This is a genomic window from Streptomyces sp. NPDC028298 (genome assembly GCF_055565895.1).
This window is the reverse complement of sequence record NZ_JBVHTL010000001.1, coordinates 709,828-727,189: the sequence shown is the minus strand read 5'-3', so window position 1 is coordinate 727,189 and position 17,362 is coordinate 709,828. Positions and strand designations below refer to the sequence as shown.

The window sequence follows — 17,362 nt, the reverse complement described above, 5'->3', positions numbered from 1 at the left end:
CTGTCTCGCAGGCGGCCGGCACAGCGGAGGGGTACACGGCATGAGCGGGACCACGAGAGCGCGTGCGGGGGAGTCCTCCACGTGGACGACCCGGCGGTGGCTGCGCGTCGGAGCGGCCGTCGCGCTGACGGTCCTCACCCTCCTCGCGGTGACGGGAGCGTGGGTCCTGCAACGGACGCAATCGATCAGCACGAACCTCGTGGACGTGAAGTCGCCCGCCCTGAGCACGTCGTTCCGCCTGGAGTCGGCCCTGCTGAACCAGGAGACCGGCATCCGGGGATACGGGGTCACCGGCACCCCCGACTTCCTCACCCCCTACCGGCAGGGGCTGACGGACCAGGCGACCTACACGGCTCGCCTGACGGAGCTGCTCCAGGGTGACTCGGCCGCCCTGAAGGACCTGAAGACCGTGCGGGACACCGCGGAGGTCTGGCAGCGGACGATCGCCCGCCCGATCGCCGCCGCACCCGCCGGAAGCCCTTCGCCCCTGACCGCGGAGCGGGCCGCCGCGGGCAAGAAGGAGTTCGACGCGCTCCGCAGCGCCCTGAGCGCCCAGCAGCAGCGGCTGCGGACGGAGCGGGCCCGGGCCGTGGACGACCTCGACACCACGATGGTCCTCCGGAACTGGCTGTTCACCGCGATCGCCGTCGTCATCGCCGCCCTCACGGTGCTGGTCTTCGAGGGACTCCGCCGTGGCGTCACCGGACCCCTGGACCAGCTCGGCGCGGACGCCCGCGCCGTCGCCGGCGGCGACTTCGACCACCCCATCACCCCCGTCGGACCGGCGGACCTGCGCCTGCTCAGCGGCGAGATCGACTTCATGCGCCGGCGCCTCGTGCGCGAGCTGGCGTTCGCCGAGGAGGCACGTCTGCGCCTCGACGCGCAGGCCGCCGACCTGCAACGCTCGAACGCCGAGCTGGAACAGTTCGCGTACGTGGCCTCCCACGACCTCCAGGAACCGCTGCGCAAGGTCTCCAGCTTCACCCAGCTCCTGCAACGCCGCTACGGCGGCCAGCTCGACGCCCGGGCCGACCAGTACATCGACTACGCGGTCGACGGGGCGAACCGCATGCAGACCCTCATCAACGACCTCCTCGACTTCTCCCGCGTCGGCCGCGTCCACCACGAGCTCCAGAGCGTCGATCTCGGCTCGGTGCTGGAGCGGACCCTGTCCTCGCTCAGCGTGAGCATCGAGGAGACGGGCGCCTCGATCACGCACGAACCGCTGCCGCACCTGGTCGCCGACTCCACCCAGATGGGCATGCTCTGGCAGAACCTGATCGGCAACGCCGTCAAGTTCCGCCGGCCCGACCAGGCACCCGAGATCCACATATCCGCCGTACGGGAAGACGCGCTGTGGCGGTTCTCCGTCACCGACAACGGCATCGGCATCGCCCCCGAATACGCCGAGAAGGTGTTCGTCATCTTCCAGCGACTCCACACCAAGGACGCCTACAAGGGCAGCGGCATCGGCCTGGCCATGTGCAAGAAGATCGTCGAGTTCCACGGCGGCACCATCTCCGTCGACCCCGATCACCGGGACGGCACCCGCATCACGTTCACCCTCGCCGAGCGACCCCCCAAGATCATGGGCCCCTCGACCCTGCCGGAGGCGACCCGCGCCGACACGGAACCGGCCCAGTGACCGCGGCCGCCACCGACACCCCCGGCAGACCCTCGCCCGAACCGGCGTACCGCATCCTGCTCATCGAGGACGACCCGGCGGACGCCCTGCTGGTCGAGGAACTCCTCCACGACACGGGCCTGCGCTTCGAGCTCGCCACGACGGCGACCCTCGCCGAAGCGCGGGGCGAACTCGCGGCCCGGGCCATCGACTGCGTCCTCCTCGACCTCCACCTGCCGGACATGTCGGGGACCGAGACCATCGCCGCCGTCCGGGAACTCGCCCCCCACACCGCCGTGATCGTCTTCACCGGCCTGTCCGAGACGCAGGCGGGAGCCGAGGCGATGGCCGCCGGCGCCCAGGACTACCTCGTCAAGGGCAAGGTCGAGGCCGACCTGCTGCACCGGACCGTCCGCTACGCCGTCTACCGCAGCCAGACCGAACGCGTGACGGCCGAGGCCCAGAAAGCCCGTCTGCACGCCGAGGAGAACGGCCGTCTGCAACGCGGCCTGCTGCCCCAGCCCATCCTCGGCACCTCCACGGTCACGGTGACGACCCGCTATCTGCCCGGCGCCGAAAGAGCACTGCTCGGAGGGGACTTCCTCGACGTCGTGGAGGGCGACGACGGACTCCTGCACGCCGTCGTCGGCGACGTCAGCGGACACGGCTCGGACGCCGCCGCGGTCGGCGTCTGCCTTCGCATCGCCTGGCGCTCCCTGGTCCTCGGCGGGCACCGCGGCCCCGGCCTGCTGCACCTCATGGAACGCATCCTGATCGCCGAACGCGGCCCCCAGCCCCTGTTCGCCACCTGCACCCTGCTGACCCTCGACCAGCACGCGAACACGGCCACCCTCCATCTGGCGGGCCACCACGAACCCCTGCTCACCACCGCTGACGGCACCCGGGAACTGGTCGCCGCACACGGAATGGCCCTGGGGATCGCCCCGCGGCTCGGCACCTGGCCGGCCACGGTGATTCCTCTGCCGGCCGCCGGCGCCCTGACCCTCTACACCGACGGCCTCACCGAGGGACACAACGGCTCGGACAACGAGCGGCTCGGCGTCGAAGGACTCCTCGCGCTGATACGCGACGAGCCGGCGACGGACCCGGCCGTCCATGTCGACCGCCTCATCGACCGGACCCAGGCGCTGAACGCCGGGCGTCACACCGACGACCTGGCCGTGCTGCGCCTGGACTGGGACAACCGGTGAGGACCACCGGTCCGCGCGCTTGGGCGGAGTCCGGTTCAGTCGGTGGTGAGCATGCCGTCGCGGAGTTTGGCGAGGGTGCGGTTGAGAAGGCGGGAGACGTGCATCTGGGAGATGTTGAGGTGTTCGCCGATCTGGGCCTGGGTGCATTCGTCGACGAAGCGCATGTGGATGATGCGTCGTTCGCGGTCGTCGAGTTTCGCGATCATGGGGGCGAGGGCGTTGAAGTCCTCGACGAGTTCGAGGGCGTTGTCGTCGGTGCCGATGAAGTCGGCGAGGGCGGCTTCGCCGTCGTCGCTGGAGCCGATGGTGGCGTCGAGGGAGGCTGAGGTGTAGCCGTTGGAGGCGACGCGGGCTTCGTTGACCTCTTCCTCGCTCAGGCACATGAGTTGCGAGAGTTCTTTGACGGTGGGGGTGCGGCCGAGGCGGCTGCGGAGTTCCTCGGTGGCCTTGGCGAGGTGGATGCGGGCTTCCTGGAGGCGTCGGGGGACGTGGACGGCCCAGGAGGTGTCGCGGAAGAAGCGCTTCATCTCGCCGACGATGTAGGGGACCGCGAAGGAGGTGAACTCGACTTCGCGGGTGAGTTCGAAGCGGTCGATGGCCTTGATGAGGCCGACCATGCCGACCTGGACGACGTCTTCCATCTCGTCGTGGCCGCGGCTGCGGAAGCGGCCGGCGGCGAAGCGGACGAGCGTCATGTTCATCTCGATGAGCGTGTTGCGGGCGTACTGGTACTCGGGCGTGCCCTCTTCCAGCACGGCGAGCTGGTCGAAGAAGAGCCGGGAGAGCTGCCGTGCGTCCTTGGGCGCGACCCGTGAGGGGTCCGCTATGTCCGGCAGGTCCGGCAGGTCCGCGGTCGGCGGTGCCGCCGCCTCGGTGTGTGCCGCTGTCGCATCGGTCCGTAGCGTTGTCGCCTCGGTCACCGTCATGTCAGACCCCTCCCACGGTTCCAGCCCCCGTAACGCCGGCTGCTGGAGGCCGACAACAGGGCGGGTACCCCCGTTCGGACAACCCATGCCGCTCGACGGGCGCCCCGGTGCGGCCGAGGCGGTCCCGCCGGGCGGAGACCGACGTCCGGTGAATCAGCTTCCCAGGCCCGAAAGAGCCTCCTTGACCTTGGCGACGGCGAAGCCCCAGCCCTGCGCCACGGTCGGCTTGCCCGGCACGGCCATCTCCTCCGGGTTGGTCAGTACGTCCAGCACGACCGGTCCCGGGGTGTCGAACGCCCGGCGCACGCTGTCGTGGAGCTCGGCCGGGTCGGTGACCCGGATCCCTGTGATGCCCAGGGCCGTGGCCAGGGCGGCGAAGTCCGGGTTGTCCAGTTCGGTGCCGAACTCGGGCAGCCCGACCTGCTCCTGTTCCAGCTTGACCATGCCGAGGCGTCGATTGTCGAAGACGACGAGCTTCACCGGCAGCCTGTACGTCCTGATGGTCATGAGATCCCCCAGCAGCATGCTGAGTCCTCCGTCGCCGCAGAACGCGACGGTCTGCCGGTCCGGCGCCCAGAGCTGTGCCCCGAGGGCCTGCGGCATGGCGTTGGCCATGGAGCCGAGGTTGTAGGAGCCGATCAGGCGCCGGGTGCCGCTCATGGTGACGAAGCGGGAGAGCCAGACGGTGGCCATGCCGGTGTCGGAGGTGAAGACGGCGTCCTGGTCCGCGTACGCGTCCACCGCGGCCGCCAGCGCCTCGGGGCGGATCGCGTGGTCCCGGTTGTCCAGGGCGGCGCGCACCTTCCCGGTCGAGCGGCGGTCGTGGTCAGGGCGCGCCAGCCGCCGCTGACCCTCCTGCCAGTGGGCGAACCGTTTCCGGGCGTCGTCCAGGTGGGCGCGGTCGGAAGCCGCCTTCAGCAGCGGAAGCAGGCCGCGCAGCGTCGCTCCGACATCGCCGGCGAGTCCCACGGTCACCGGGACCCTGCGTCCCAGGTGCTCCGCACGGTCGTCGATCTGCACGACGTTGGCGTCCTTCGGATACCACTCGCGGTACGGGAAGTCGGTGCCCAGCATGAGCAGCGCGTCGCCGCTGTCGAACGCGTGGGCGGCGGCGGGGTTGCCGATGAGACCGGTCTGGCCGACCTGGAAGGCGTTGTCCTCCTCGAAACCCTCCTTCGCCTTGAGGGTGAGCACCATGGGCGCGGCGAGCAGCTCGGCGGTCCGGAGCACCTCGGCGCGGGCGTCACGCGCCCCGCGGCCCACGAGGAGGGTGACGCGAGAGGCGCTGTTGAGCAGCTCGGCGGCCTCGGCGAGTGCCGGGTCGTCGGGGCGGGTGACGGGACGGTCGAGAGCGAAGCGCGCCGGCCGGTCCTCACTCAGTGCCTGGTCACCCAGGTCGCCCGGAACGGTCAGGACGGCCACTCCGCCCTGGGCGACGGCGGCGCGTACGGCCGATTCGAGCATGCGCGGCATCTGGTCCGGGGAGGTGACGGTGGCGCGGAAGACGGCCACGTCGCGGAAGAGCAGGTCGTTGTCGACCTCCTGGAAGTAGTCGCTGCCGATCTCGGCCAGGGGGACCTGACCGCAGATCGCGAGCACGGGGGTCCGGCTCTTGGCAGCGTCGTACAGCCCGTTGAGGAGGTGGACGGATCCCGGTCCCACCGTCCCCATGCACACGCCGACGGTTCCCGAGAGCTGGGACTGGGCCCCCGCGGCGAAGGCCGCGGCCTCCTCGTGCCGGCAGCCGATCCAGCTCAGGCCCTCCGTGGTGCGGATGGCGTCGGTCAGCGGGTTCAGCGCGTCCCCGACGACTCCGAAGACGTGACCGACGCCCAGCTCCTTGAGTGCGTCGACGATCACATGGGCGACGGTACGTGCCACGGGAATGCCTTCCGGTCCGGTGCGGCCCCCGCGGTACGAGGGCACGGTTCAGTGGGTGAAGCGGTCCGGGTGGGCCGACTGCCAGTCGGGTGCCCAGCTCTCGGGTGCTGATGCGAGCAGTTGTCCGGGAGCGAGCCATTCATGCAGCTCGTCGTAGGAGCGGACGGTGTGCGGATCCACCCGTTGGAGCAGCATGGCCGGACGCAGGCCGCCCGGATCGTCGACGCCCATCGCCGCCATGATCTGGAGGGCACTCTCGACCGTCGCCTCCTGATAGCGCCGTACGCGCCGGGACTTGTCGTCGACGTGGACGGCGCGGCCGCGACGCTCGTCCTGGGTGGCGACGCCCACGGGGCAGGTGTTGGTGTGGCAGCGCTGTGCCTGGATGCATCCGACGGCGAACATCATGGCCCGGGCCGCGTTGGTGTAGTCGGCGCCCTGGATCAGGCGCTTCACCAGATCACTGCCGGTGGCGACCTTGCCGCTGGCGCCGATCTTGATCCGGTCGCGCAGCCCGACGCCCACGAGGGCGTTGTGCACGGTCATCAGGCCTTCGCCGAGCGGCAGTCCGACGTTGTCGGCGAACTCGAGCGGCGCCGCACCCGTACCGCCCTCGGCGCCGTCGACGACGATGAAGTCCGGTGTCGTCCCCTCCGCCAGCATGGCCTTGCACACGGCGAGGAACTCACGGCGCGAGCCGACGCACAGTTTGAACCCGACGGGTTTGCCGCCGGCCAGTTCACGCATCCGGCCCAGGAAGCGGACCAGTTCGCGGGGTGTGTCGTACACCCGGTGGAAGGGCGGCGAGACGACCGTCTCTCCCTGCGGTACGCCGCGCACCTGGGCGATCTCCGCGTTCACCTTGGCTCCCGGCAGTACGCCGCCGATGCCCGGCTTGGCCCCCTGGCTGATCTTCAGTGACACGCACTTGACCTGATCGCGCGCCGCCTTGTCGGCGAACTGCCGCTCGTCGAAGCCTCCGTCCTCCGTCCGGCAGCCGAAGTAGCCGGTGCCGATCTCCCAGACGAGGTCGCCGCCCGGGCGCAGGTGGTACTCGGAAAGACCGCCTTCCCCGGTGTCGTGGGCGAAGGAGCCGAGCTGAGCCCCGGTGTTGAGAGCCAGCACGGCATTGGCCGACAGCGAGCCGAAGCTCATCGCGGAGACGTTGAGCAGGGCCATGTCGTACGGCTGGGCGCAGTCGGGTCCGCCGATCCGTACCCGGGGCGGGGTGTCGGGCACGGAACGCGGAGCCATGGACGGGGTGAGGTACTCACTGCCGGCCCGGTAGAGATCGAGCTCCGTGCCGAACGGCTCCTCGGCGGCGGTTCCCTTGGCCCTCTCGTAGACGATGCTGCGCGTGTCGCGGTCGAAGGGGCGCCCGTCGAAGTTCCGCTCGATGAAGTACTGCTGGAGTTCCGGCCGCAGCCGCTCCAGCGCGAACCGGAGATGACCGACCAGGGGGTAGTTCCGCAGAACCGAGTGCCGCCGCTGGACGAGATCGTGGACGGCCACCAGCGCGGCCACGAGCAAGGGGGCGGCGACGACCCAGTACCAGGGGGACATGAGCAGGGCGGCGACGAGACCGCCCACCGCGAGAAGGCCGAGCAGGGCGACCAGACATGTCTTCAGCACCCCGTCCTAGTGTCCACAAGCCCGTTCGCCAATCACGGGCCTCGCCCGGGGGCCGGACGGCTCGATGCCGTGGCGTGCCAACAGCCTCTCGTGTCAGACGCGTTGACACTTCCCGCGGTGCGCCCCACGATGACCGGGCGGTCACATGACCGCCCGGTCACACGTCATCGAGGACGACCTTCCCTCGATGGTTTCCGCTTCCCCGCGCACAACCGCACCCAGAACGAGGTGATCGCATGACACGTCGATTGTCACGGTTCGTGATCGTTCTCCTGCTCAGTGCCGCAACCGCCTTCGCCGTCGCGCCGACGGCGGGCGCCCTTCCCGCCGCGAGACCCGCGGCGGTCGTGGACCCTTCCACCACCGGGTCCTTCCCTGTGGCCTACTCCGATGTGACGGTCTCGGCCTCCGGCCGCTCGTACAGCGCACGCGTCTGGTACCCGGGAGCGACGGCCGGCGCCGACGCGGCCGTCGCACCGGGCGCCCATCCCGGACTCGCCTTCGGACACGGCTTCTTCCAGGGAATCACCCAGTACGAAAGCCTGCTCAGGCACTACGCGTCCTGGGGCTTCATCACCGTCACACCGAAATCGCAAGGCGGCCTCTTCCCCGACCACTCCGCCTTCGCCGACGACCTCGACGCCGGTCTCACCTGGCTGACCGGCCAGAACACCACCAGTGGGTCGCGCTTCGCGGGCGCCGTGAACACGGACCGTCTCGGGGTCTCCGGTCACTCCATGGGCGGCGGCGCCGCGCTGCTCGCCGCGGCCCGCAACCCCGCCGTCAAGAGCGTGTCCACGCTGGCGGCGGCGGAGACCAACCCGTCGGCCGTCACCGCCTCGGGAAAGCTGACCGTGCCGGCCCAGTACGTCGGAGGCAGCGCCGACACGATCGCGGGCGTCGCCGGCAACCAGCGGAAGATGTACGACGCCAAGCCCGCCCCCGCCCAACTGCGCGTCATCACCGGCGGTTTCCACTGCGGATTCGAGGACAGCTCGGGATTCGGGTGCGACAGCGGGACCATCACGCGCGCGGCGCAGCAGAAGCTGACCCGGGGCATCACCACCGCCTACCTGCTCTACACCCTCGGCGGTGACACCTCGATGTACGACCAGGTATGGGGCTCAGCGGCCCAGAGTCAGACGGGGGTCGTGTACACCGCCAAGCCCTGACCCGGGCCCGGGACGCCGAGCGGTGCGCCGCATGCCGGGCGGTGTGCGGCGCACCGCGGCGCTACGCGGCGGCCTGGGTGCGGCGCAGCGGAGCGCCGGCCCGGTGGAGACTGCGCAGGGCCTGCCGGTAGGAGGCGGCCAGACTGGTCTCCAGATAGTCGACGCCCAACTCCTCGCAGTAACGACGGACGATGACCTGTGCCCTGCGCAGGTTCGGACTCGGCATGCTCGGGAACAGGTGGTGCTCGATCTGGTAGTTCAGGCCGCCCAGGGCGATGTCGGTGAACCAGCCACCGTGCACGTTGCGCGAGGTCAGGACCTGACGGCGCAGGAAGTCCGGGCGGTCCTCGCCGGTGAGGACCGGCATGCCCTTGTGATTGGGGGCGAAGATCGAGCCCAGGTACACCCCGAAGAGGCCCTGGTGGACGGCGATGAAGGCGAACGCCATGCCGGGCGGCAGCACCAGGAACACCGCGGTGAGGTAGACGACGAAGTGTCCGAGGAGCAGGGCCCCCTCCGTCGTCCGGTTCTTGAGCGCGGGGTTCACCAGCGACCGGACACTCGCCACGTGCAGGTTGAAGCCCTCCAGGGTGAGGAGGGGGAAGAACAGGTAGGCCTGCGAGCGGCCGATCAGCCGGGACAGCCCCGTGGCGACGTCGGCCTGGCTCCGCGTCCAGACGAATATGTCCGGGACGATGTCGGGGTCGAGTTGCTGATGGTTGGGGTTGGCGTGGTGCCGGGTGTGCTTGTCCTGCCACCAGCCGAACCCCATACCGATCCCGGCGTTCCCGGCGATACGCCCCGACCTCTCGCTCGCCCGGCGCAGCCGGAACACCTGACGGTGGGCGATGTCGTGGGACACCAGCGCGACCTGGCCGAAGGCCACGGCGAGCAGCGCCGCGACCGCCAGCGTCCACCAGTCCGCGCCGACCAGGACGAACGCGGTCCAGGCGCCCGCGTACAGGGCGGCCACGACGGTGAGGCGGACGGTGTAGTAGCCGGGGCGCCGGCCCATCAGGCCGCTGTCGGCGATCCTCTTCGACAGCCGGGCGAAGTCACTTCCCGGGCCCGGCACGGCACGGACAGTGGTTGCATCGATCACGGTCGTGACCCTCTCGGTGGACGGAGCCCGGAGCGGTGCGTCGCGGGCTCACTCCACGCAGTCGGTCGGCGGGGTCACGGCCCAGCCGTCTCCGCGGGGGAGGCGGCTTCCGCAGCGTGAGGTGGTTGTCCGGACTGGGTACCCCGGAATCCGCTGTCCGCACCTGCCTTTGCGGCGGCGAGTACGATGGGAGTGCGTCCGTGACCCCGGCGCGTCCCGTCGATCGACGGCGTCGGGCCTCCGGACGGTGGACCCCTTCCCCGCGTGTGCCAGGTGTTCCCCGGCCAGTGCCGGTGACCGTTTCTCGGCGAACCCGCTGCTCATTTCCAGCCGGCCCGCCCACAAGCCTCTTCGCCTGGTTCCGGTGCGGGCCGGGGAAGCCGAGGCACCGTTGTGCATACGATGACTCTGAACCGGTGCGACGACCGGGCGACCGTCTTCGTGGAGGGTGAGATCGACTTGGCCACCGTCTCGGGCGTCCGTTCGGCCCTGGCCATGTGTCACGCCTACAGGATGACCGGCATCGACGTCGATCTCAGCGCGGTCCGATTCTGCGACGCCAGCAGCCTGAACGTGTTCCTCGCCGCCGAGCGTCGTGGAGCGTCCGGAACGCACGTGATGCTGCACCACTCGCCCCCCGTCGTCCGACGGCTCCTGAGGACCACCGGCACGGAATTCCTGCTCGCCGCGGATTCCCCCGCCGAGCCGCGCTCGGGCGGACTCCCGCCGCCGGCCAGTGGCACCGCATGATCAGTGACCGCATGGCGAAGATCCTGCGCCTGCTCCAGACCGATGCCTGGTCGGAGGCGGTGGCCGACGCTGCCGAGCCGCTCGGCGTGGACGGGATCTCCGTCAGTGCGGGCGGCGGGCCGGGCGTCGCGGAGATCCTGTGGTCCTCCGGTGCTGTCTCGGACGGCTTCGAGGACCTCCAGATCACGCACGGCCAGGGGCCGGGACCGGACAGCCTGACCTCCGGCACGGCCGTGCGCGTGCACGACCTCGCCCGCGTGCGCGAGGACCGCTGGCCCGGACTCGTGGCGGACGCCGCCGGTCTCGCCGTGCAGGCGGTGTTCTGCTTCCCCTTGCGGATCGGGGCCATCACACTGGGAGTACTGACCCTGGTCAGAAGCGTTCCCGGACCCTTGACACTCGCACAGGGTGACGACGCCAACGCCCTCGCGGCCGCGTTGACCAAACGTGTGCTGGACCTCGGGTTCCCGCTGCTGTCGTCACCGGACGACGAGGAGCACGTGTTCCACCACGCGGTCCTGCACCAGGCGACCGGCATGGTGAGCGTCCAACTGTCCGTACCGCTGGCGGAAGCCCTGCTCAGGCTGCGAGCCCACGCCTACAGCAACAACCTCAACCTGACCGACACGGCCCGGGACATCGTGGCAAGACGTCTGCGGCTTGCCCCCGAGCTGCCCCCGACGAACGTCATCGACGACGCAGACGAGGACTGATCTCCATGACCACCCGAAACCAGCAGCTCACCGAAGTCTTCGTCGAAGTGGCTGACTCGCTGATCGAAGACTTCGACGTCATCGACTTCCTGCAGAACCTGTCCAGGCGCTGCGTGGAACTGCTGGACGTCGCCGCCGTCGGCATCCTGCTCGCCGACGAGAACGACCGGCTCCATCTCCTCGCCGCCTCCGACGAGCACACCCGGCTGCTGGAACTCTTCGCGCTCCAGCACGACCAGGGCCCCTGCGTCGAGTGCTACCGCCACGGCCGGCCGCGCGTCCACATCAGCCTCACCGACCCCGAGGCGGCCGCGAGCTGGCCCCAGTTCACCCGCAGTGCCCAGGACACCGGGTTCGTCGCCACCAACGCGCTGCCGCTGCGGCTGCGCGGACGGATCATCGGCGCGCTCAGTCTCTTCCAGAGCACCCCCTCGCCCCTTGCCGCCGCAGACCTCGAACTCGCCCAGGCACTCGCCGACGTGGCCACCATCGCGATCCTCCAGCAGCGCACGCTCGCGCACAGCGAGGCCGAGCGCGACCAGCTTCAGTACGCCCTCAACAGCCGCGTCGTCATCGAACAGGTCAAGGGCATTCTCGCCGAGCGCTGGCAGATGAGCGTGGACGAGGCGTTCGGCGTCTTCCGCTCCTACGCCCGCGCCCACAGCCGCAAACTCTCCGAACTGGCCCGGGCCATCACCGACGGCACACAGGACACGGACGCCATCCGCGCGGTCGACAGGGGTTGATCCCGGGAGCGAACCGGCGGACTCGTCCTGCCGTGGCCGCCGTACCGGCAGGAGTACGCTCAGAAGCGCCGAGGGCATGTCGTACGCCGGTGATCGCACGGGCGTCGTCCTCGTCGCTGGACAGATGCGGGCCGCGAGGCCCAGGCAGGTTCCGCCCCGTGGCATCCGACGCCGCGTACCGTCATCCCGTTCCGAGGCCGCGCACGAGCGCGCGGCGCCGGGCGGAGGACCGCAATGGACGCCCCTGGACCGTGAAGCCGTCCGGCCCGTCGCGGACGCTCCGGGCCGGTGACGTGCACCGGCCGACCCCGGCCCGTGTCGCGGCACGCCGAGCGTGAATCCGATCGACCGTGTCCCGTCCAGGAGTTCTCATGACTGTCGCTCTTCCGCCGCCCCCGTTCCCCTCGCCGACCAGCGCCCGGCTGTGCCTGTCGGCCGCACCGGCACAGGGCCGCATGCCCCGTCGCATCGACGGCGCCTGGTGGCCCCGCTCCGACGATCTGACGACCGAACTGCCCCGGCTGCTGGCCGAACTGCCTCCCGACTGGGGGCACATCAGCAGCGTCCTGGTGGACGAGGCGGTATGGGCCCCGTTCCCCGGGCGGCTGCTCGTCGCCGGTCAGGTGGTGCGCCTGCGCCGGACGACCGGTCGGCACGCCCCGTCCACCGCCTGCCTGCTGGCGCCCGGCCGCGGCCGATGGGACCTGCTGGTCGTACCGCCCGAGGCCACGGAGGCGGAGGCCGGGTGGCTCGCCCACAGCGTGGGCACCGCCTGGGAGGAGAAGGAGGAGTCACCGGGCGGCTGAGGGTTCCGCCTCCGGGCCCTCAGCGCGGGTCCGGGACGGTCTCCGGGAGGCCCAGTGCCGCCTCCGGCGAGGCCGAGGGCGGCAGGATCCGCGAGAGCCCGGTCAGCCGGAACATCCGCAGGGTCAGCGGATGGGCGCAGACCAGGTGCAGTCGGCCGCCCCGTTCGAGCACGCGGGCCCGGGCGCGGTACAGCAGGCGCAGGCCCGAGCAGTCGAAGAACTCGACGCACCGCAGGTCGATCACGACCTGCGGTGCGGGGTCCGAGGTCACCGCGTCCAGCAGCGGGGTGATCTCCGTCGCGGCGAGCAGGTCGATCTCCCCGTGCAGTTCCAGGACCACATGGCCGTGGTCCTGGTGGATCCGCACATGCCGGGTGCACGGCGCGAAATCGCTCGCCACGCTGCCATCACCTCCAGGCGGCTGTCGGTCCGCTCCCGGGCGACACGGGAGCAAGTCCGGTTCCTGCTCTGCAAGTTACCCTCGTTGAGGTGAATTCCAGCATGTTCGATTGACATATGTCTTCGCTGTGCGTGGGGAGTTGGCCGGATGTGCCTGGGCAGCCGGGCGATCTGGCGGCCGGACGGTCGGGCACCAGGGCGCGGGCGCCGGTCACCCGGCCTCGGCGCCGGTCACCCGGGCCCCCGCCCCCGGCATCCGGTTGCGCGCCCCCGGCGGTCCGCGCCCCAGTTCCCACTGCCGACTCTCCGCCGTCCGGCGCCGAGGTGGCCCGGCGCCGAGGTTGCCCTGCACCGAGGCGGCCCGGCGGACCGCCCGGCGCCGAGGCCGTCACGCCTCAGTCGACCACCAGCACGAGCTTCCCGGTGGTCCGGCCCGTGTCGCCCAGCGCGTGCGCCTTGGCGGCGTCGGCCAGCGGGAAGGTCTCCGCGACCGTGGCGCGCAGTGCGCCCTTCTCGACGAGATCCGCGACCGCCCGCATCCCCGTCTGGTCGGCGTCGACGAGCATCCGGACCGCCCGGACACCGAGCCGTTCGGCCTCCTCGTAGAACGCGTCGGACCCCACCGGCAGGATGGAGACGACCACGCCACCGGGGCGCAGGACACGCAGGGAGCGCAGCCCCGTCTCGCCGCCGATGGTGTCCAGGACGACATCGACGTCGCGCACGGCCTCGGCGAAGTCGACGCTGGTGTAGTCGACGGGCTCGTCCACGCCGATGGACCGCAGGAAGTCGTGCTTGCCCGCGCTGGCGGTACCGATCACATGCGCGCCGAGGGACTTCGCGATCTGCACGGCCACGTGGCCGACCCCGCCGGCCGCCGCGTGGATCAGCACCCGCTGTCCCGGCCGCACGTCGGCCCGCTCGGTCAGCGCCTGCCAGGCGGTCAGGGAGACCAGCGGGAGGGCCGCGGCCTGGGTGTGGTCGATCGTGGAGGGCTTACGGGTGAAGGCCCGGGCCGGACCGGTCACGTACTCGGCGTGCGAGCCGTGGCCGAAGGGGTAGGGCAGCATGCCGAAGACCTCGTCGCCGGGCTGGAAGAGGGCGACGCCGATCCCGGTCGCCTCGACCACGCCGGAGACGTCCCAGCCGAGGACGAAGGGCGGCTCGCCGAGGAAACCGCCGTTCTCGCGGTGCTTCCAGTCGGTCGGGTTGACGCCCGCGGCCCGTACGCGGACCAGGATCTCGTTTGGTCGCGGCGAGGGCCGCTCCAGGGTCACTTCCTCAAGAACCTCGGGGCCGCCGAGGACGGTCTGGCTGATGGCTCGCATCGTGTTCACAGTGCTCATGGTGAACCAGCCTGCCCGGAGCCGCCCCGGCGGAAAATGGCATGATTGCCAACCTTCGATAAGATCGTGCCATGAGGAAAACGGTGCGGAACCTGGTACGGGCCGAGCGGGCGGACGCGACGGGGTGCGGGGAGCGGAGCGAGCCGGGACAGCGCGTGGAGCGGGTCGCGGTCCTGGCGCTCGACGGCGTCTACCCCTTCGAGCTGGGGATGCCCAGCCGCATCCTCGGCGCGGCGGACGGCCGCTACGAGGTGGTGACCTGCACGCTCGACGGCGGGCCGGTCCGCACCGACGCCGACTTCTCCATCACCGTCGACCACGGTCCCGAGGTCCTGCGGACGGCGGACACGGTGGTGATCGCCGCCGTCACCCCGGCCGCGCTCCCCATCGGCCGTGCCGACGAGGTCGCCGCCGCCCTGGCGTACATCCGTCCGGGCACGCGGATCGTCTCGATCTGCACGGGCGCGTTCGTGCTGGCCGCCGCCGGTCTGCTGGACGGGCGCCCGGCCACCACGCACTGGCATGTGGCCGACGAGTTCAGGCGGCTGTTCCCCCGGGTCGACCTGGACCCGGACGTCCTGTTCGTGGACGACGGCGACATCCTCACCTCGGCCGGAGCCGCGTCCGGAATCGACATCTGCCTGCACATCGTCCGCCGTGACCACGGCAGCGAACTGGCCAACAAGGTGGCCCGGCGCTGTGTGGTCCCGCCGCTGCGCGAGGGCGGCCAGGCTCAGTTCATCGAACAGCCCGTCCCGGAGCCCTCGACGGCGAGCACCGCCGCCACCCGCGACTGGGCGCTCGCGCGGCTCGGCGATCCGCTGACCCTGACCGATCTCGCCGCCCACGCCGGCATGAGTCTGCGCACCTTCGCCCGCCGCTTCAACGACGAGGTGGGCCTCAGTCCCGGCCGCTGGCTCATCCAGCAGCGGCTCTCCCGCGCCCGTCATCTGCTGGAGGCCAGCGATCTGCCGGTGGACCGCATCGCGGGAGAGGTCGGCTTCGCGACCGGCGCCTCGCTGCGCCAGCACCTCCAGGCGACGATCGGTGTCTCGCCGCAGACCTACCGCCGTACCTTCCAGACCACACGCTGACCTCAGAGGGGCCGGCCGTACGGGGTGAAGCCCCGGCCCCCGGCACCCGCCCACACGACTCCGGGCTCCGGTCCGTCGAACGAACCTCCGCACCCCGGCGTCGTAGGAGCACGGACGACGGGCGGAGGATCAGTGGTGGGGACGCGCAGCGGGATCGTGGCCGTGGTGCTGGTGGGGTTCGCGGTGGCGGGGTGCGGCGGGGACGGGCACGAAGGGGTGGTGGTGACGGGCAGCGCCCCCGCCGCCCCGTACTCCGGGCCGCTGGACCTTCCGTACGCGGCGGAAGGCGACGGGGACGCGGAGCAGAGCTCGGGGGCGGCGGGCCGCGCCCTCGAATGCGACGGCCCGATCCGGGCGGGCGACGCGGGCGACGCGTGGAGCAAGGGCGACGGCGGGTCGACGCCCGAGGAAGGGCTGAAGGCGTACTTCGAGATCTATCAGCCCGAACTGCCGGAGCGGGGCTACCGGGTGGAGCGCGTCCAAGGGGACCGCGTCCTGTTCTCGTACGACGTCGCGGGCCGGACCAAGGTCGCCGTCGTCGTCGCCAAGGACCAGCCGCGGCGCCCGGGCTGGGGCCCGGAGACCAGCGCGTCCTGCGACCCCTCCGAGTTCCCGGCGAGCTGGACGAAGGCGCGGGGGTACGAGATCTGGACGGACCGGGACGGCCGCCGCGTGCCGACCACCGAGGTGTCCAGCGCGGTGGGTGCCGAGCACTGCGACTGGCAGAGCGCGCACTTCCTGGACCTGGGCCGGTACGGCCGCCAGTACGCGCGCGATCCGCACCGGGTCCTCCCGGCCGAGGCGCTCACCGCCGCGTACGACGGGGACGTGCGCATGCCCGCCGACGCGCGGGACACCGGCTACCGCTACGGCGACTGGCGGCTCTGGCTGACGCCGGACAGGACCACGGCCTACGTGAAGACCGCGGACGGGGTGGAGGCGTGGCCCGCGACGAGTTCGCGCTTCGGTTGCAGGTGAGGCGCCCGCCGGGCCGGTCGGGCCCGGCGCGTCACCTGCTCGCGTGCAGGGCGACGAGGAGCTGCCAGACCTCGTCCGCGACGGTGTCCGGGGTGCCCTCCAGCAGGCCGTGCAGCCAGTCCGCGAGGACACCGGCGAAGGTGGCGGCCACCGCGGAGGCGACGAGGGGCGCGTCCGGCGCGCCGGCCAGGGTGCGCTCGGCCAGGCTGCGGGCCCGCAGATCACGGTGGAGCACGAGCCCCAGCGGGCCGCCGCCGCCCGGGCTCAGCAGCGCGCGGTAGAGACCGGCGTGCGGGGCGAGTCCGGTGAAGAAGGCGCGCAGCGCGGGGGGCGCGGACACCGGGTCGGGCCGGCCGCGCCAGGCGTGCAGCGCCTCCACGGCCTCCCGTACGACATCCGCGCACGCGTCGACCGCCAGCGCCTCCAGGTCGGCGTAGTGCACGTAGAAGGTGGCCCGGCCGACCCCGGCCCGCCGCACCAGCGCGGCGACGCCCGTCTCCTCCAGCGGATGTTCGGCGCACTCGTCCAGCAGCGCCTGCCGCAGCTTCGCACGGGTCCGGGCGGCGCGCGGGTCGTCGGGCGTCATCCGGCGAGCAGGACGGCGGCCAGCGCGAGCGCTCCCGGCAGCGCCTGGGCGAAGAGGATGCGGCGGTTCGCGGTGACCGCTCCGTACACCCCCGCGACGACGACACAGCACAGGAAGAAGACCTGCGCGTCGTGCCCGGTCGGGTCGGCCGCGACCAGTCCCCACACCAGCCCCGCCGCGAGGAATCCGTTGTAGAGCCCCTGGTTCGCGGCGAGCGGCGCCGTCGCCGCCGCCATCGGCGCGTCGAACCCGTGGAGCCCCCGCCCCGGCTTCCGCTCCCACAGGAACATCTCCAGCACCAGGATGTACACATGCAACGCGGCCACCAGGCCCACCAGCACGTTCGCGACCGTCTCCATCGTCGACAGGCTCCGATCAGGCTCGCCACTTCTTGGA

At 71.4% G+C, this 17,362-nt stretch carries 17 protein-coding genes; 9 read left to right on the top strand and 8 right to left on the bottom strand.

Features of this window, described 5'->3' with window-relative positions:
* The first annotated feature begins 40 nt into the window (after positions 1 to 40).
* Together ACZ4TO_RS03310 and ACZ4TO_RS03305 are read left to right on the top strand one after the other, a co-directional pair.
* Positions 41 to 1,645 carry a sensor histidine kinase gene (locus tag ACZ4TO_RS03310; RefSeq protein ID WP_468023271.1) on the top strand — a complete coding sequence of 535 codons (1,605 nt, stop codon included), beginning with the start codon at positions 41 to 43 and terminating at the stop codon, positions 1,643 to 1,645.
* The gene (locus tag ACZ4TO_RS03305) at positions 1,642 to 2,835 is read left to right on the top strand and encodes a PP2C family protein-serine/threonine phosphatase (RefSeq protein WP_468023270.1); all 1,194 of its coding nucleotides are present in this window, start codon (positions 1,642 to 1,644) and stop codon (positions 2,833 to 2,835) included. The genes ACZ4TO_RS03310 and ACZ4TO_RS03305 overlap by 4 nt, the downstream gene beginning before the upstream one ends.
* A 35-nt stretch (positions 2,836 to 2,870) precedes the next feature.
* On the opposite strand, the gene ACZ4TO_RS03300 is transcribed toward ACZ4TO_RS03305, so the two are convergent.
* The 3 genes from ACZ4TO_RS03300 to ACZ4TO_RS03290 all read right to left on the bottom strand — a co-directional run bounded on the left by ACZ4TO_RS03300 (position 2,871) and on the right by ACZ4TO_RS03290 (position 7,205).
* Positions 2,871 to 3,761, bottom strand: coding sequence for an RNA polymerase sigma factor SigF (locus ACZ4TO_RS03300; protein WP_468023269.1), 891 nt, complete (start codon positions 3,759 to 3,761; stop codon positions 2,871 to 2,873).
* A 153-nt stretch (positions 3,762 to 3,914) separates the two neighbouring features.
* On the bottom strand, positions 3,915 to 5,642 hold the full coding sequence (locus ACZ4TO_RS03295) for a thiamine pyrophosphate-dependent enzyme (protein ID WP_468023268.1): 1,728 nt from the start codon (positions 5,640 to 5,642) through the stop codon (positions 3,915 to 3,917).
* Positions 5,643 to 5,690: 48 nt separating this feature from the next.
* A complete protein-coding gene (locus ACZ4TO_RS03290; protein ID WP_468023776.1) occupies positions 5,691 to 7,205 on the bottom strand; it encodes an FMN-binding glutamate synthase family protein in 1,515 nt (504 codons plus the stop codon).
* Between the two features lie 305 nt (positions 7,206 to 7,510).
* On the opposite strand from ACZ4TO_RS03290, the gene ACZ4TO_RS03285 reads away from it, so the two are divergent.
* On the top strand, positions 7,511 to 8,446 hold the full coding sequence (locus ACZ4TO_RS03285; protein WP_468023267.1) for an alpha/beta hydrolase family protein: 936 nt from the start codon (positions 7,511 to 7,513) through the stop codon (positions 8,444 to 8,446).
* A 61-nt stretch (positions 8,447 to 8,507) separates the two neighbouring features.
* On the opposite strand, the gene ACZ4TO_RS03280 is transcribed toward ACZ4TO_RS03285, so the two are convergent.
* Entirely contained in the window at positions 8,508 to 9,548 is a 1,041-nt protein-coding gene (locus ACZ4TO_RS03280; RefSeq protein ID WP_468023266.1) for a fatty acid desaturase family protein, read from the bottom strand.
* 402 nt (positions 9,549 to 9,950) lie between these two features.
* On the opposite strand from ACZ4TO_RS03280, the gene ACZ4TO_RS03275 reads away from it, so the two are divergent.
* The 4 genes from ACZ4TO_RS03275 (at position 9,951) to ACZ4TO_RS03260 (ending at position 12,563) form a co-directional block, all read left to right on the top strand.
* Positions 9,951 to 10,298, top strand: coding sequence for an STAS domain-containing protein (locus ACZ4TO_RS03275; protein ID WP_468023265.1), 348 nt, complete (start codon positions 9,951 to 9,953; stop codon positions 10,296 to 10,298).
* The gene (locus ACZ4TO_RS03270) at positions 10,295 to 11,011 is read left to right on the top strand and encodes an ANTAR domain-containing protein (RefSeq protein WP_468023264.1); all 717 of its coding nucleotides are present in this window, start codon (positions 10,295 to 10,297) and stop codon (positions 11,009 to 11,011) included. Before ACZ4TO_RS03275 ends, ACZ4TO_RS03270 begins: the two co-directional genes overlap by 4 nt.
* Positions 11,012 to 11,016: 5 nt before the next feature.
* Positions 11,017 to 11,757 (top strand): GAF and ANTAR domain-containing protein, encoded by a 741-nt coding sequence (locus ACZ4TO_RS03265; RefSeq protein WP_468023263.1) that lies wholly within the window; start codon positions 11,017 to 11,019, stop codon positions 11,755 to 11,757.
* 371 nt (positions 11,758 to 12,128) lie between these two features.
* Positions 12,129 to 12,563 carry a DUF5994 family protein gene (locus tag ACZ4TO_RS03260; RefSeq protein ID WP_382779627.1) on the top strand — a complete coding sequence of 145 codons (435 nt, stop codon included), beginning with the start codon at positions 12,129 to 12,131 and terminating at the stop codon, positions 12,561 to 12,563.
* 19 nt (positions 12,564 to 12,582) lie between these two features.
* Here the strand turns inward: ACZ4TO_RS03260 and ACZ4TO_RS03255 are convergent, their stop codons facing one another.
* Together ACZ4TO_RS03255 and ACZ4TO_RS03250 are read right to left on the bottom strand one after the other, a co-directional pair.
* The gene (locus ACZ4TO_RS03255) at positions 12,583 to 12,963 is read right to left on the bottom strand and encodes an STAS domain-containing protein (protein WP_382779630.1); all 381 of its coding nucleotides are present in this window, start codon (positions 12,961 to 12,963) and stop codon (positions 12,583 to 12,585) included.
* Between the two features lie 394 nt (positions 12,964 to 13,357).
* Positions 13,358 to 14,308, bottom strand: coding sequence for an NADP-dependent oxidoreductase (locus ACZ4TO_RS03250; protein ID WP_468023262.1), 951 nt, complete (start codon positions 14,306 to 14,308; stop codon positions 13,358 to 13,360).
* A gap of 71 nt (positions 14,309 to 14,379) precedes the next feature.
* On the opposite strand from ACZ4TO_RS03250, the gene ACZ4TO_RS03245 reads away from it, so the two are divergent.
* Complete coding sequence (locus tag ACZ4TO_RS03245; protein WP_468023261.1) at positions 14,380 to 15,402, top strand: GlxA family transcriptional regulator; 1,023 nt, start codon at positions 14,380 to 14,382, stop codon at positions 15,400 to 15,402.
* Positions 15,403 to 15,537: 135 nt separating this feature from the next.
* Complete coding sequence (locus ACZ4TO_RS03240; RefSeq protein ID WP_468023260.1) at positions 15,538 to 16,380, top strand: hypothetical protein; 843 nt, start codon at positions 15,538 to 15,540, stop codon at positions 16,378 to 16,380.
* A gap of 31 nt (positions 16,381 to 16,411) precedes the next feature.
* On the opposite strand, the gene ACZ4TO_RS03235 is transcribed toward ACZ4TO_RS03240, so the two are convergent.
* Together ACZ4TO_RS03235 and ACZ4TO_RS03230 are read right to left on the bottom strand one after the other, a co-directional pair.
* Positions 16,412 to 16,966 (bottom strand): TetR/AcrR family transcriptional regulator, encoded by a 555-nt coding sequence (locus ACZ4TO_RS03235; protein ID WP_382779643.1) that lies wholly within the window; start codon positions 16,964 to 16,966, stop codon positions 16,412 to 16,414.
* Positions 16,963 to 17,325: a DUF1304 domain-containing protein gene (locus ACZ4TO_RS03230; RefSeq protein WP_382779645.1), complete on the bottom strand. Its 363-nt coding sequence runs from the start codon at positions 17,323 to 17,325 to the stop codon at positions 16,963 to 16,965. The genes ACZ4TO_RS03235 and ACZ4TO_RS03230 overlap by 4 nt, the downstream gene beginning before the upstream one ends.
* Positions 17,326 to 17,362 lie beyond the last annotated feature (37 nt).